Here is a 13,071-nt window from a genome sequence, read left to right on the forward strand (position 1 = left end):
ATATATGAGGGGGATTTTGACATAGCAATGCCATTATTTTTTCTTTTCCATTACTGCAAAGTAATTCCCTTCACTATCTGCAAAGTTAAACACTTTACCAGAAGGCATGGTTACCATTTCTCCAACTGTAACATTTTTATTTGTTAGATCTTTATATAGTTGATCAAGGTTTTCTGAGAAGAACATTAAAGACGGTGTACCAAGATTCAATTCCGGACTCAATTTAGAAATAACTTCTTTATTATGTAGTATAATGCTCGTTTCTGCATCGTTAGTTGGAGCAATTTCAATCCATCTCATTCCTTGCTTGTTATCTTCCTCTGCAATTACATGAAACCCTACTTTTTCAGTCCAAAAATTTACTGCCTCATCTTGATTATTTACATATAACATAATTTGTCCAACTTTATGAATCATTTGTTACCCCCCTAATGGTTTTTATATTCTATGTAGCTTTCTACAGTTACTATTATTAATCCTTTTTCATTCATATGTACTTCTTCACAAAATTTATCGACTTACTCATCCCATCAAGCTGGTCAATATAATTATTTCTTTCAATTATGTTATACCCGTCGAATCCGATTTTATTTAATGCCTTGAAGAATGTATCAAAATCCACTTCACCATTTCCTGCCGCGACTTCTATATACTCACTTAAACCATTTCTTTTTACTTCTTTACAATCTTTAATGTGCGTTTGTACTATATACTCTTTTAACAGAAATAAACTCTCTATCGGATTTTCATTTACTTCACTTATTATATTTGCTGGGTCAAAGTTAACAGCTAGTCCATTTGAGCTTATATTTTCTAAAAATCTTTTTAACACTATTGCTTTTTCAGATCCCGTCTCAATAGCAAAGACTCCCCCTAATCTTAATGATAAATTCCCTATCTCATAACAAGTCCTTTGCATCTTATCATATCGCTCGCTCTTTTCATCATCTGGAATTTTTCCAATGTGAGCCGTTATTATATTTGCTCCTAATTCTAATCCCTTATCAGCAACACGTTTCAACGGCTCTATTACACTTTCAACTTCCGCCCCTACAATTCCACTTTCTCCAAAACTAATTGCTAATGACGGTACTTTAATTCCATTAAAAAATAAGCTTTTCTTTAAATTGGCCCATTCTACCTTTGAAATATTAGCTAAGTTAAAATTCGTATTCATAGCATATAGTTGAATATAGCCTAACCCCCATTCTCTCGCCTTTTTTATTCCTTCATTTACTTCAATATGTTTTGTATTTAAAAACATTCCTAATTTCCTGTTCATAAATGTACCTTCTTTTTATTATTTCGTATCATGTTAATATTCGACTCTTTTTATGTTACTTCCTTGTACAAACTAAACTAGAAATGCTACACCTTTATCAATATTTCCTGTAGAATCGTTAATAAAATTTCATCGATTATTCCACAACAAAAAAGACGTAACTATACATAGTTACGTCTTTCCAATCATTTATCTAGGCTTTTTCTTACCAGTAAAAGCTGGCTTCTTTTTCTTTGGTGCTGGTGGTTTAGATTCTACAAATGCCCCTTTGAACATTTCTTGTTTCGTAAACACGATACCTAATTTTTTCGCAAATTGTAGTAATTTACGCTCTTCTTGTGCTGTTACAAGAGAAACAACCGTTCCTTCTTTCCCCATACGTCCAGTACGTCCTGAGCGGTGAATATATTGGTCTACTGTGTCTGGTAACTCTAAATGAATTACATGTGTTAAATCATCGATATCTATTCCACGTGCTGCAATATCAGTAGCAAGTAAAATTTCTAATTTCCCGCCGCGGAACGCACGCATCGTTGCTTCACGCTCTTGCTTACTTGCCTCTGCATGAAGAGCTGCTGCTTTCATTTTACGGAATTTCAATTTCTGAGTAATTTCATCTAAACGGAATGGGTCATTTAGGAAAGCAACTGCTTTTACATCGCCCATATGCATAATTCTTCTTACGTAATCATTTTTTTCGCGTCGCTCACAAATGATATACGTATGCTCAACTACGCTTTTTGACTCTGAACGTGTTACACGTACTAATTGTGGTTCAACTGCTAAATCACGTGCCGCGTCTTCTGCTGCTTTTGTCATTGTCGCCGAGAAGAATACTAATTGACGATCGCGCATCGTTGATTTAATTACATCCTGTACAGCGCCCATCATCTTTTGTTTTACAATTTGATCAAACTCATCAAATACAATCGTTTTCACTTCATGCATTTTTAGCTTTTTCATACGAATTAATTCTAAAATACGTCCTGGTGAACCGACAATAACTCTCGGATGTTTCTTTAATTTTTCCACTTGGCGCTTAATGTCTGCACCACCAATTAAAGATGCACCTGAAATATCAGTTCCCGCTGTAAACTTTTGAACTTCTTCATGAATTTGCATAACAAGTTCACGAGTTGGCGCTAAAATTACAACTTGGGGTTGTTTAACTTCAGGATTAATTTTATGTAAAAGGGGTAATAAGTACGCTAATGTTTTTCCTGTTCCAGTTGGAGATTCAGCTATAACGTCTTGTCCTTCTAAAATAGTTGGAATCGCTTGTTTTTGAATTTCAGTAAACTCTTTAAAACCAGCCTTCTCCCAAGCTTGTTGTAAAAATGGTTGCATATCTTTTATCATTCGTTTTTCTCCTTTATCTCTATTTTTGAAGAAAATGTTGTATTGTTCGCACCGTTTCTATCATGTGTGAAATAACAGCTATTAAATCATCAACATGGTCTTCTGTAATCGCTTTTTGAAATAGAACCTCTACCTTATTATGATATGAAATCGCTTGCTTATTATATTCGTATGAAATTTTCTGCGTAATCATTCGCTCTTTTCCCCATATAGAATGTAATAATTTTTCAATTTCTTTGCATCCTATCTCAGGGTGCTCCATTTCGAACGAGAATTCCAGCTTCATTTCACAACCTGGTATAAACTGAGGTACTTCTAATATTTCACCCGATAAGTTCTTTGCATCAACAGATAGTGAAAATGTCGCTTCTACCATCGTTTTAAATGTTTCAGTTAGTTGAAATGAAATACTATACATACGACTTAGTGAAGCAAGGTCCATCACATCTTTTCGATCTGTTACGAAAATATCACCGTGTAAATCGAAATCATAGACAGCTCCTTCCACGATTACCTTTAAATTTTCAAAAGCAGTTGGATCAAACATAATTTCCTCCAAAAAACAGGCGCCTTTCTATGGAAAGGCGCCACTTGATGTATATATAGTTTACAGATAAACGAGATGAATTACAACCTTTTAGAATAAACCTACTGCTTTTCCATCTTCGTTTACATCCATTTGAAGCGCAGCTGGCTGTTTAGGAAGTCCTGGCATTGTTAACATTGTTCCTGTTAACGCAACGATGAACCCTGCACCGATAGATGGTTTCAATTCACGAATTGTAACGATAAAATCAGATGGGCGACCTAATTTTGTTGCATCATCAGAAAGAGAGTATTGTGTTTTCGCCATACATATCGGTAGGTTACTCCAACCTTCTCCTTCAAATTGAGCTAATTGCTTGCGCGCTTTCGGAGCAAATTCAATATCTTTTGCGCCGTACACTTTTTGAGCAATTGTACGAATTTTTTCTTCTAGTGGTAATTCTAATTCATAAAGTGGTGCGTAGTTATTCTCACCTTTTTCAATCTCTTTTAACACTTTCTCAGCAAGGTCAACTCCGCCTTGGCCACCCTTCTCCCAAACTTCTGTTAAGGATACTGCATAGCCACGCTCATTGCACCACTCTTGTAAGTATGCAACTTCTGCATCTGTATCTGTAATGAACTTGTTAATTGCAATTACGAATGGAACACCGAAGCTTTGAATTGTTTCAACATGTTTCTGTAAGTTTTCCATTCCTTTTGCTAACGCATCTACATTTTCTTCTTTTAATTGATCTTTCGCCACACCACCGTGCATTTTAAGCGCACGAATAGTCGCAACAATAACTACCGCTTCTGGCTTAATACCAGCTGCACGTGCTTTAATGTCTAAAAACTTCTCAGCACCTAAATCAGCACCAAATCCAGCTTCTGTAATAACATAATCACCCAATTTTGCTGCCATTGTCGTAGCGATAACACTGTTACAACCGTGAGCAATATTCGCAAATGGTCCGCCATGAATGATAGCTGGTGTATTTTCTAATGTTTGTACTAAGTTCGGTTTTAATGCGTCTTTTAATAGAAGTGTTAACGCACCTTCTACGCCTAAATCTTTAACTGTTACAGGTTGATTTGCAAAATTATAAGCGACCACGATGCGAGATAGACGTGCTTTTAAATCTTGAATATCTGTTGCAAGGCAGAATACAGCCATGATTTCAGATGCTACTGTAATATCAAAACCGTCTTCACGTGGTACACCTTGAACCGGTCCACCAAGGCCGATTACTACGTTACGAAGGGCACGGTCATTTAAGTCTACACAGCGTTTCCAAACAATCTTACGTGTATCAATTCCAAGTACGTTTCCTTGTTGGATGTGATTATCAATAAACGCCGCTAATGCGTTATTGGCAGTTGTAATCGCATGAATATCTCCAGTAAAGTGAAGGTTAATATCTTCCATTGGTACTACTTGTGAAAAACCACCACCTGCTGCTCCGCCCTTTAATCCCATTGTTGGTCCAAGAGATGGTTCGCGAAGCGCAATTACTGTTTTCTTACCAATTTTATTAAAAGCTTGACCTAAACCAACTGTTACTGTTGATTTACCTTCTCCTGCTGGAGTTGGGTTAATCGCTGTTACTAAAACAACTTTACCGTCTTTCTCATCTTGTAAGCGCTTAAAAATTTCAAGAGATAACTTGCCTTTATAATGTCCGTATGGCTCTAATTCTTCTTCTAAAATATTCAACTCAGCTGCAATTTCTTGAATTTTCTTCATACTTGCTTCTTGTGCGATTTCAATATCAGATTTAACTGTTGTAGTAGTTGTCATATACCCTAGTCCCCCTTTAATTGGTTCTGATGATATTGTATCAGTTTTTTGTATTTTCTGCACTTATTTCCCTCCTAAAATCCTTCGATTTTGTTATATGTTTTTTAACATAAATACCCATAAGAATGTTAAAGCTTGTTGTAACTCTATAGGTAGTTGGCCTAGCATTTTCTCATTTACTCCACGCTTATATACGCCGGTACCATCTACAACTTCAAATCCTTGTTCTTTTGCTAACCGTTCGAATTCCCAAGGCATCATCGTATTACAAACAACATCTTTTCCATATAATCGAGGGTAACTGTTCTCTCTCGGCTTTGCTGTCGGTCCTAAAATTGCAATACATGCGTATCCATCTTTCTTTAAAACACGCTTTATTTCATTTAATGCTTGTAATGGCTCCTCGGTCCATTCTAAAGAATTAATTGCCATAATTGATTCAAATTGCTCATTTTCAAAAGGTAATGAAGAAAGATCTCCTTTAATAAAGGATAAATTCGGGCTCTCTCCGCGTTCCTTCCCCTTTTGAATCATAACTTCTGATAAATCCACCCCAACTGCTTTATACCCAGAAAGACTTAGTTTATATGTACCATACCCATCACCACAGCCAACATCTAACACTTGTACTTCTTTTTCCACGTACTGCTCAAAAAATGGAATGATTGTACTCCTACTCCCGCTATCCCACATTTCTTGACTATTTTGATTCCAAAACTCTGCATTGTTATCCCATTTTTTCTCTGCCGATTCATGCCAATTAAACTTCGTCATACATTCCCCTACCTTCACGTATTATCATTCATTTCATTCTACATCATTTTCCAAAATTCCTGTTTCTCTTCATAAGGAGGTGAACAGGATAACAACGGAATCTATTTTCTCCAATTTTTGCTTTACTTGGGTTTAACTCATACTCATGTTCTGTTCCTTATGAAAGATACTATAGATACACCCAATTGAAAGAGAGGGATGTATATGCGAAGAAAGAGAAATCATCATTTTAAAAGTGGTGAAAAACATTTTAAAAATGGTGAAAAAAATGAAGAGTATGCAGCTGAAATATCTCCAGCTGGTATTCCGATTAGACATGAGCGCAAAGTAATTGCAAATGAAATAGAAGGTACAAATACCGGTGCAATGATCGGTTATGTCGCATTATTTCTTTCGTTATTCTCAATTGCTTTTTACCCGGTTACACTCGGCTCCCTTGCTATTTTAGTTGGTTTATTAGCTGTCAATTTTGGAGCGAGAACACTCGGATATACAGCAATTGGTTTTGGGAGCTTTTCTGTTTTATTCACTTTACTCTATCCGCTTGCTATATCAGCGTTATAAAAAAAACACACCAAGTTATACTACTTGGTGTGTTCATTCATGATACAACATGATATGACCGCATCCGCAACAATGCTTCGCTGTAATTTCTTGAAAAACTGGATAATTTTCTTCATCCCTATGCTCAATAAACACCTTTTCAAATCGGTACATATTTGGCGCGTATGCCCAATCTTGTTTCGTACGTGCATATAATGTTGAAGAAAAAAACTCCTCACCACTGCAAACGATACATTCCTTCTTCATCAATACCCCTCCTATGCCTGTCTTACTTCATCTATATGAACACAAGCATAAAAAAAGACCTTCTATTACTAGAAAGTCTTCTCTGAAACAAAAAGAAATGTACCGAATAAACCTACTCCGCTGTATTCTTTCGTTAAACCAGCTTCTGTTTTATACGTTTGCTTTACAGTCATAAAGAATACACCGTTTCGTGCATTAATACTTTCAAACTGTAATTTCTCTTTCTTTCCATCTACATTTTGCGTGCATTCAAAGCTACTCTCGTCACATTTCAATGTATACTTATCCTCTAAATACAATTTGAAATCTGATTCTTTCGGACAAGTTATAAGTAATATCGCCACGAGAATAATACTTACAATACCCACAATTGTATAATATTTCTTCATTTGTTCTCCTTTCAAAAGACAAGAAAACTTGACTTCATGCGCCAAGTTTTCTTAGTCTACAACCCATTGCCACTCTTGTTCTTTCTTATCAAAAATGAGCCAACCCGTTTCTGTTGCTTCTGCTTTCAATTCATCGATATTATCTAGTACCTCATCCGTACTTTCGAATGAGCCCACTACATATACCGGAATTTCAAGGCCTCTTCTCGACTCAATTTTCCCCGCTAAATCAATGTATAACCCATCTTCCATTAACGGAACAAGCCCAAGGATAACTTCCTTAGAAATTGCTGGGAAAATCTTTGATTTTTGGAAGAAAGTAAAACGTTTCTTTCCAAACGAACCGAGTTTATATGGAATCACTTTACTTAGCATTCCTACAAAATCACCGATTCTACGGTAATACACTTTGTTGTACCAACCGTCATCATGTGAAAAATAAACAAATCTATTTTTCAATAACGGGAAGAACGTTCTTCCAAGTGGTTCTTTTTTGTGAGCCAGATAAAGCAGTTCTGCTATTTCTTTTGGCTCTAATTCATCTAAATCGCTTGCATCATCAAAATCTACCCAACAAAATTCATCAAATTCATCAATCTCTGCTTGAATGAGTTTATGTATATTTTCTTCCTCGACATATTCAAATAAAGTATGATAATGAAAATCTGTCCACTCAAAATTATGCTTTAAAAGCAATGCTTGGTGAAGCGGTGAAGGGATGTTACTTGCAAACTCTTTAAACGTAATTCCAGATGTAATAAAACAATGACCCCGACGATTACCATTAATATATATCATATTTTTTACTTGGTCAGATCCTCCAGACAAAGCACCTAGCCACCTTCGTTTTGTATGTTTCAATTCTATAGCATATTTTAACATGAAAAATTTTAGAAACATAGAAAAAACTTCAAAAACTATTTACAATTTCATGTGTTTTATTACATACTGATTACAAGAAAAAACACCTGCTCATAAGCAGGCGTTTTTAAAGGATATCATCTGGGCTTTGAGGGTGATGATTTCCCTCTTTCTTTTCATCTTTTTGGAACATCGATTGAATTTTATCAATTGTTTGTGGAGCTAATTCAATCATTTTCTCTGCTAAATGTGTCGCATTTTGTAAATGAAGAATATTTACCCCATCTTTATTTACCACAAGAAATGCTACCGGTGTAATTGAAACACCACCCGCGCTACCGCCCCCAAATGCAGGGTTACCGTTCGCTCTTTGTCCATCATTCGTCTGGAAATCAGAACCTCCTGCTCCAAAACCGAACGCTACTTTAGAAACCGTTAACACTACACCACCGTCAGCCGTTTGAACAGGCTCTCCAACAATCGTATTAACATCGACCATTTCCTTTAAATTTTCCATTGCTGCTTTCATTAAACCTTGAATTGGATGATCCACCGTTCATAACCTCCTTTGTCATATCTTTCCTAGTTTTTCCGAAAGTTTGTGAACTAAACATAAAATTTTATATTGATTTCAAAAACTAAAAGTTATAATATTAAGAAAAATAAAAAAAGAGTTCGATTCGTTATGATACGAAAATTAACAAAGAAAGATCATGAACAAGTATTTTCTTTTCTAAAAGAAGAAACAGCTCTTAACTTATTTATCATTGGAGATATTGAAGCTTTCGGTTATGATACAGATTTTCAAGAATTATGGGGAACATTCGAAGAGAACGGAACATTAAAATCGATTTTACTCCGCTTCCATGATGCGTTTATACCGTATAGTAAAGAAGATTTTGTGGTTGCTGACTATGAGGCACTTCTTTCCGCATATAAGCCGCTTAAACTCTCTGGCCAGTCAAATATTGTAGAAAGTATGGCCTACTTCTTTTTAGGTACATCACTCCACAGGAAGAACCAACTCCCTATAGCTACAACTAACAAGGCCACTGTTCCAGCAAACCACTTGTTCATTACTATCTCCATGATATCCATTAGTTTCCTACCTCCCCAGTGCTTGCTTTATAAGTTGTTCTCTTGTAGCTTCCTACATGAGACAACCTAAATCGTATATTCGTTCCAGTTAATTTATTTTCAACATATAGAGTTTTGTATTTCTTATTAAAGTTAGCTACAAAGTTCATTGCATCAGCACCTATGAGGACAACTCTATCGTCACCTATATAGAACTCAATAGCAGCCTGATCTAGGTTGTCGTGCCAGTTAACCCACTTCTTAAACCATCCGAACATTATAATTCCTCCTCTTAGTTCTCATAAATAGTTATTCTATTTTTTCCCAAATTTTCCCTATCAATACCCCTGAGTTAGCCTATTTTAGTCTCCTACTTTTTGTCGAATACTACCTCGCAAGTTTTGTCTGAATAGTCTTAACTTTGATGGCTTGTAACCTTTATGATTTACCTAAACATACACTTATAAGAGTGGTCTATATAGGTTAACTACTTGGTACCTATCGCATCTGCCTCTACTTCTGCTGAAAACTCATTATCCGCTATGGTTGTTGGCGTATGTACACATCCAAATCATCGCGGGAATGGATATGCTTCGCTCATATTACAAAAAATGATTCAAGACTTTACGAATGAGGGCAGAACACTTTGCTTATTTTATAACAATCCAGCTGCTGGGCGAATTTATAAACGATTAGGATTTAAATATATTGGAATGTGGACGATGTATCGATAATAAAAAGCCGATTTGAAATCGGCTTTTAAACATATTGTGCAATTCCAGCTTGAAGTGCTTTTTTATCATTATTTAGAACACCAAATAAAGCTTCTTGAAGAGCAAATGTGCTTTTATAAAAATACATTCGTTCCTTTACTTCTTCTAAATTTGGATAATGAGCCGAAAAGAGTTGTAAAAACTCCTCTCCATAACTAGCTAATATCCCCGCAAAATCATAAGCAGGATCTCCAATGCTCGCACCACCAAAATCTATAATCCCTGAAATATCCTTCTTTGTCGCACTATATAAAATGTTTGTCATACCATAGTCCCCATGAACAAGGCATGGAGCAAAATTAAAATGTTTGTTTTCATTTAAATATAACTCAAACGATATTGAAACTTCTTTTCTTGCGTCTTCTCTCATAAATGGATAAACATACTCTTTTAGATTGCTATATAAACTATTTATTTCAGAATAAATATCAGTCCTATCATATTGCATAATACCTTCAAATGTAGATAACGGAATTTGATGCAACTCTTTTAAAAACTGTGCTAGTGTGTATGCAAGTTTCTGCATTTGTTTTTCATCCGTTATTTGTTGCAACGTATCTCTCCAAAATGGTTCTCCGCTAATTTTTTTATATCCTGAAAATACTTTCCCTGGTATTTCTTCTTGAAATGACTGATAGATCGGAGAAGGAATTGGAACTGTAATAAAAGATTGTAGTTGCTCTAACAACTTTGTTTCTGCTCGAAGTTTTTCAATGCCTTTTTCATATTTAGGAAAACGAAATACTATTTCGTCATTTACGATTAATACATCATTATTTTGGCCTATTTCATTTATGTAAGTTGATTCTATTTGTAATTCAGGATACATCCTTTGTAAATACGCAACATATTCACTTTCTCTTTTCATTTTTTCTATTCTCCCACTCGAAATATTTTTCTCACTTCAAAGTCATAACCACTTGCCTTTCAACAAAACCGAAATCTTCGTACATCTTTTTCGCAAAGTTACCTGCAAATACATTCAAGCGAATTTCCGAATATTTTTCTTGTAGTTCCTTGATCCCAGCTTTCATTAATTTTCGTGATAATCCTCTCCCGCGATACTCTGGAAAAACGTATAGCTCATAAATAAACCCAAGTTTCTCGCTAGAGAAATAGTCTGTATTTTCTCCCATCAATATCCATCCAACTATCTTATTTTCTTCTCTTATAACTAAATAATATGCTCCTTTTTCTACTAAAGGCTTTGTGATTTCAATCGCTTTTTCCGTACTTAGTTGACAATTCCCTCTCGTTCCTTCGAAAAGAGATTGAGCTGCATAATGTAATATTTGTTTCGTTTCTTCCTCATTCGCTTTTGTAATCATTCCTTACTCCCTCCTGCCCTCTAATCATCATTGAAATACCATTTTCAAGACCGTCTGATTCAATTACAATTGCCATCAATCCTTTTTCCGTACTTGTTTCATGGAATTCTCCCTTCGTCCAAAATACAGCTTGTCCAGCTTCTACCTTCACTTTTTCTTTATCTGCACTACATACAAATCCTTCTCCTTGTACAATAAGAAGCAGTTGCGATACAACTGCTTCATGATATCCGATGATTCCATTCTCTTGTAAATGCATGGCACCGATATGTATATTCCCTTGATGCTTTAATATTTTTGACATTATAAAGTTAGATTGAAATGCTGATATATGCTTCCCTACTTTTTCACTGAAATCAAATATTTTCATTTCGCCCCTCCTTATATGTATAAAACCATTCTCACTGTTTGCAGCATATGCCCTTCGAAATCCTCTTCAAATTGTTCTAAGGCTGCAAAACCTTTCGCTTCATAAAAACATTTTCCTTTTTCATTTGCTGCTTCTACATGTATGTACAGTTTACGAATCCCTTTTAATTCCGTAAGCCCTCTTTGTAATAAAGCACTTCCTATCCCTTTTCCTTGCTGCTCTGGTAACAAATAAATTGCGCCTAATTCTGCTTCATTTTGCAATCTAATGGGTGAAAAATTCGCAAAGCCAATTACTTCTCCCTCTTCTTCTGCAACAAATAAATGTGTATTTTCAAGGCGATATTTCATTTTTTCATCGGAATACGCTTCATTTAAAAAGTTGTCTTGAATCGCTCTCGGAATAATCCCTTCATATGTATCATGCCAAGCTATTTTCGCTACTGATTGTACAGCATGAATATCTTCTTGCTTCATTTCTCTAATTACATATGTCATCTTGATGTCTCCATTCTCTTTAAATTATATTCTGCTAATATACTAGAAGAAACGGCAGAACCATTTTCATAACTTACTTTAATTAATTGTAACTTCTCAATCGAAGTTGTTGTAAGATCAAACTTTTCATATATATACTCCATTACACTTATAAACTGATTTGAATTTAACTCATTAGCAATCGTACAATGTGGAACCCATTTTCCTGGTACGTAATATGAATTTAGATTATCATGAAAGGTTTTGAAATAATTATGATAGGAATGATGAAGTCTTAACAATTCATCGGTAATGGTCGGCGCTAGAAAGATCGTTCCGTTAGTAGGAAAAGTTCCAACAGAAGGAAAAGTTACTGCAGCTATGTTCTCTTGAATAGCTACAAACTCTTTTAATTTTTCAATATATAAATTAACATCTAACTCATTATAATCTGCAATAGTAATATGGGGTTCTACTCCAGCTAGTTGATTTGTTCCAATTAAATTTGCTAATTCATTTTGCAGTTCTGTAATTTTATTAGTAAACACACTATCAAATGTAGCAATAATTGCGTACATGCTTCCTCACCCCTTAGTAACACATAACAATTCCCATTCTTCACGAATCATTCCCATTCGAATAGAATCATAGTATGTTCCGTTATAATATCGGCATTTTCGCATTCTACCTTCTAAGCTCATTCCTATTTTCTCCGCTACTTTCATCATTCGTTCATTGCCAGACCAAGTCGTAAGCCCCACCCTACCAATCTCCATATTTTCAAATAGTAAGTCCCTATATAATGTTAATGCTTCTGTACCGTAACCACCATTCCAGTATGTTGGATTATAAATAACAATTCCCATCTCCAACCAACGCGTCGGTTTATGCTCCCAATAAAATCCGACTGTCCCTATAATTTGACCGTTATTTTCTATAATTAAATTTGATAGAGGTTCTTCCTTTAAACGAGTTTGCATCTTCTCTTTATAAGACGGGTATTCTTGCATTGAAAACGGAAAATACGGCGCATCCCATTTTTTCCACTCTGGATTTTCTTCTTTAAATATGAGGCTCCATAATGTTTTTATATCTGATTCTTCAATTGTACGAATTGTAACTTTGTTCCCCTTTAATATAACGTTTTGCATAATTCCCTCCTACATCCCTCTTTATTTCATATATAATTATAATATTTTTTCTGAAAAATCAAAACAAATATCATTTATTATATTGTATAATTTTG

At 35.1% G+C, this 13,071-nt stretch carries 18 protein-coding genes and 2 pseudogenes; 3 read left to right on the forward strand and 17 right to left on the reverse strand.

All coding sequences use genetic code 11. The annotated features are described in order from the left end of the window. Window positions 1–33: 33 nt before the first annotated feature. The 6 genes from VK90_RS10350 to VK90_RS10375 form a co-directional block, all read right to left on the reverse strand. Window positions 34–417, reverse strand: a complete 384-nt coding sequence (locus VK90_RS10350; RefSeq protein ID WP_048372542.1) for a VOC family protein — start codon at window positions 415–417, stop codon at window positions 34–36. 70 nt (window positions 418–487) lie between these two features. Continuing rightward, entirely contained in the window at window positions 488–1,282 is a 795-nt protein-coding gene (locus tag VK90_RS10355) for a sugar phosphate isomerase/epimerase family protein (protein ID WP_048372544.1), read from the reverse strand. A gap of 189 nt (window positions 1,283–1,471) precedes the next feature. Further along, window positions 1,472–2,641 (reverse strand): DEAD/DEAH box helicase, encoded by a 1,170-nt coding sequence (locus VK90_RS10360; RefSeq protein ID WP_048372546.1) that lies wholly within the window; start codon window positions 2,639–2,641, stop codon window positions 1,472–1,474. Window positions 2,642–2,660: 19 nt separating this feature from the next. Beyond that, window positions 2,661–3,188 (reverse strand): hypothetical protein, encoded by a 528-nt coding sequence (locus tag VK90_RS10365; RefSeq protein WP_048372547.1) that lies wholly within the window; start codon window positions 3,186–3,188, stop codon window positions 2,661–2,663. 90 nt (window positions 3,189–3,278) lie between these two features. Next, window positions 3,279–4,967: a formate--tetrahydrofolate ligase gene (locus VK90_RS10370; protein ID WP_025149877.1), complete on the reverse strand. Its 1,689-nt coding sequence runs from the start codon at window positions 4,965–4,967 to the stop codon at window positions 3,279–3,281. 93 nt (window positions 4,968–5,060) lie between these two features. Then, a complete protein-coding gene (locus VK90_RS10375; protein ID WP_048372552.1) occupies window positions 5,061–5,741 on the reverse strand; it encodes a class I SAM-dependent methyltransferase in 681 nt (226 codons plus the stop codon). Between the two features lie 204 nt (window positions 5,742–5,945). On the opposite strand from VK90_RS10375, the gene VK90_RS10380 reads away from it, so the two are divergent. Further along, on the forward strand, window positions 5,946–6,305 hold the full coding sequence (locus tag VK90_RS10380) for a permease (RefSeq protein WP_048372554.1): 360 nt from the start codon (window positions 5,946–5,948) through the stop codon (window positions 6,303–6,305). A gap of 33 nt (window positions 6,306–6,338) precedes the next feature. On the opposite strand, the gene VK90_RS10385 is transcribed toward VK90_RS10380, so the two are convergent. From VK90_RS10385 to ytfJ, 4 genes are all read right to left on the reverse strand, one after another. Then, on the reverse strand, window positions 6,339–6,551 hold the full coding sequence (locus tag VK90_RS10385; RefSeq protein WP_048372557.1) for a hypothetical protein: 213 nt from the start codon (window positions 6,549–6,551) through the stop codon (window positions 6,339–6,341). 68 nt (window positions 6,552–6,619) lie between these two features. Continuing rightward, window positions 6,620–6,940 carry a hypothetical protein gene (locus VK90_RS10390; RefSeq protein ID WP_002171596.1) on the reverse strand — a complete coding sequence of 107 codons (321 nt, stop codon included), beginning with the start codon at window positions 6,938–6,940 and terminating at the stop codon, window positions 6,620–6,622. Between the two features lie 51 nt (window positions 6,941–6,991). Then, the gene (locus VK90_RS10395) at window positions 6,992–7,768 is read right to left on the reverse strand and encodes a hypothetical protein (RefSeq protein WP_002171595.1); all 777 of its coding nucleotides are present in this window, start codon (window positions 7,766–7,768) and stop codon (window positions 6,992–6,994) included. Between the two features lie 160 nt (window positions 7,769–7,928). Further along, the gene (gene ytfJ, locus VK90_RS10400) at window positions 7,929–8,354 is read right to left on the reverse strand and encodes a GerW family sporulation protein (protein WP_002171594.1); all 426 of its coding nucleotides are present in this window, start codon (window positions 8,352–8,354) and stop codon (window positions 7,929–7,931) included. A 132-nt stretch (window positions 8,355–8,486) separates the two neighbouring features. Here ytfJ and VK90_RS27615 point away from each other — a divergent pair. Next, window positions 8,487–8,777, forward strand: a pseudogene (locus VK90_RS27615) (GCN5 family acetyltransferase); the annotation flags it as partial. A 121-nt stretch (window positions 8,778–8,898) separates the two neighbouring features. Here the strand turns inward: VK90_RS27615 and VK90_RS30665 are convergent. Next, window positions 8,899–9,156: a hypothetical protein gene (locus VK90_RS30665; RefSeq protein ID WP_025149882.1), complete on the reverse strand. Its 258-nt coding sequence runs from the start codon at window positions 9,154–9,156 to the stop codon at window positions 8,899–8,901. A gap of 216 nt (window positions 9,157–9,372) precedes the next feature. On the opposite strand from VK90_RS30665, the pseudogene VK90_RS10410 reads away from it, so the two are divergent. Further along, window positions 9,373–9,612, forward strand: a pseudogene (locus VK90_RS10410) (GNAT family N-acetyltransferase); the annotation flags it as partial. A 25-nt stretch (window positions 9,613–9,637) separates the two neighbouring features. Here the strand turns inward: VK90_RS10410 and VK90_RS10415 are convergent. The 6 genes from VK90_RS10415 to VK90_RS10440 are packed head-to-tail and all read right to left on the reverse strand — an operon-like array spanning window position 9,638 to window position 12,976. Continuing rightward, window positions 9,638–10,519, reverse strand: a complete 882-nt coding sequence (locus VK90_RS10415; protein WP_048372562.1) for a phosphotransferase family protein — start codon at window positions 10,517–10,519, stop codon at window positions 9,638–9,640. Window positions 10,520–10,550: 31 nt separating this feature from the next. Next, entirely contained in the window at window positions 10,551–10,979 is a 429-nt protein-coding gene (locus VK90_RS10420) for a GNAT family N-acetyltransferase (protein ID WP_048372564.1), read from the reverse strand. Next, window positions 10,960–11,349 carry a cupin gene (locus VK90_RS10425; protein WP_048372566.1) on the reverse strand — a complete coding sequence of 130 codons (390 nt, stop codon included), beginning with the start codon at window positions 11,347–11,349 and terminating at the stop codon, window positions 10,960–10,962. The genes VK90_RS10420 and VK90_RS10425 overlap by 20 nt, the downstream gene beginning before the upstream one ends. An 11-nt stretch (window positions 11,350–11,360) precedes the next feature. Then, the gene (locus tag VK90_RS10430) at window positions 11,361–11,846 is read right to left on the reverse strand and encodes a GNAT family N-acetyltransferase (protein ID WP_048372568.1); all 486 of its coding nucleotides are present in this window, start codon (window positions 11,844–11,846) and stop codon (window positions 11,361–11,363) included. After that, window positions 11,843–12,403 carry a 2'-5' RNA ligase family protein gene (locus tag VK90_RS10435; RefSeq protein WP_048372570.1) on the reverse strand — a complete coding sequence of 187 codons (561 nt, stop codon included), beginning with the start codon at window positions 12,401–12,403 and terminating at the stop codon, window positions 11,843–11,845. The genes VK90_RS10430 and VK90_RS10435 overlap by 4 nt, the downstream gene beginning before the upstream one ends. A 6-nt stretch (window positions 12,404–12,409) precedes the next feature. Continuing rightward, window positions 12,410–12,976, reverse strand: coding sequence for a GNAT family N-acetyltransferase (locus VK90_RS10440; RefSeq protein ID WP_025149896.1), 567 nt, complete (start codon window positions 12,974–12,976; stop codon window positions 12,410–12,412). Window positions 12,977–13,071: the final 95 nt, after the last annotated feature.

The sequence above is a fragment of the Bacillus sp. LK2 genome, assembly GCF_001043575.1.
In the GTDB taxonomy this organism is placed as follows: Bacteria; Bacillota; Bacilli; order Bacillales; family Bacillaceae_G; genus Bacillus_A; species Bacillus_A paramycoides.

Excerpts from the sequence above, each read along its gene's own strand:
- VK90_RS10435 (WP_048372570.1), bottom strand. The coding sequence starts at position 12,403 with ATGTACGCAATTATTGCTACATTTGATAGTGTGTTTACTAATAAAATT.
- VK90_RS10385 (WP_048372557.1), bottom strand. The coding sequence starts at position 6,551 with ATGAAGAAGGAATGTATCGTTTGCAGTGGTGAGGAGTTTTTTTCTTCA.
- VK90_RS10430 (WP_048372568.1), bottom strand. The coding sequence starts at position 11,846 with ATGACATATGTAATTAGAGAAATGAAGCAAGAAGATATTCATGCTGTA.
- VK90_RS10440 (WP_025149896.1), bottom strand. The coding sequence starts at position 12,976 with ATGCAAAACGTTATATTAAAGGGGAACAAAGTTACAATTCGTACAATT.
- VK90_RS10370 (WP_025149877.1), bottom strand. The coding sequence starts at position 4,967 with ATGACAACTACTACAACAGTTAAATCTGATATTGAAATCGCACAAGAA.
- VK90_RS10420 (WP_048372564.1), bottom strand. The coding sequence starts at position 10,979 with ATGATTACAAAAGCGAATGAGGAAGAAACGAAACAAATATTACATTAT.
- VK90_RS10350 (WP_048372542.1), bottom strand. The coding sequence starts at position 417 with ATGATTCATAAAGTTGGACAAATTATGTTATATGTAAATAATCAAGAT.
- VK90_RS30665 (WP_025149882.1), bottom strand. The coding sequence starts at position 9,156 with ATGTTCGGATGGTTTAAGAAGTGGGTTAACTGGCACGACAACCTAGAT.
- VK90_RS10365 (WP_048372547.1), bottom strand. The coding sequence starts at position 3,188 with ATGTTTGATCCAACTGCTTTTGAAAATTTAAAGGTAATCGTGGAAGGA.
- VK90_RS10425 (WP_048372566.1), bottom strand. The coding sequence starts at position 11,349 with ATGAAAATATTTGATTTCAGTGAAAAAGTAGGGAAGCATATATCAGCA.
- VK90_RS10375 (WP_048372552.1), bottom strand. The coding sequence starts at position 5,741 with ATGACGAAGTTTAATTGGCATGAATCGGCAGAGAAAAAATGGGATAAC.
- VK90_RS10415 (WP_048372562.1), bottom strand. The coding sequence starts at position 10,519 with ATGAAAAGAGAAAGTGAATATGTTGCGTATTTACAAAGGATGTATCCT.
- VK90_RS10390 (WP_002171596.1), bottom strand. The coding sequence starts at position 6,940 with ATGAAGAAATATTATACAATTGTGGGTATTGTAAGTATTATTCTCGTG.
- VK90_RS10360 (WP_048372546.1), bottom strand. The coding sequence starts at position 2,641 with ATGATAAAAGATATGCAACCATTTTTACAACAAGCTTGGGAGAAGGCT.
- VK90_RS10380 (WP_048372554.1), top strand. The coding sequence starts at position 5,946 with ATGCGAAGAAAGAGAAATCATCATTTTAAAAGTGGTGAAAAACATTTT.
- VK90_RS10355 (WP_048372544.1), bottom strand. The coding sequence starts at position 1,282 with ATGAACAGGAAATTAGGAATGTTTTTAAATACAAAACATATTGAAGTA.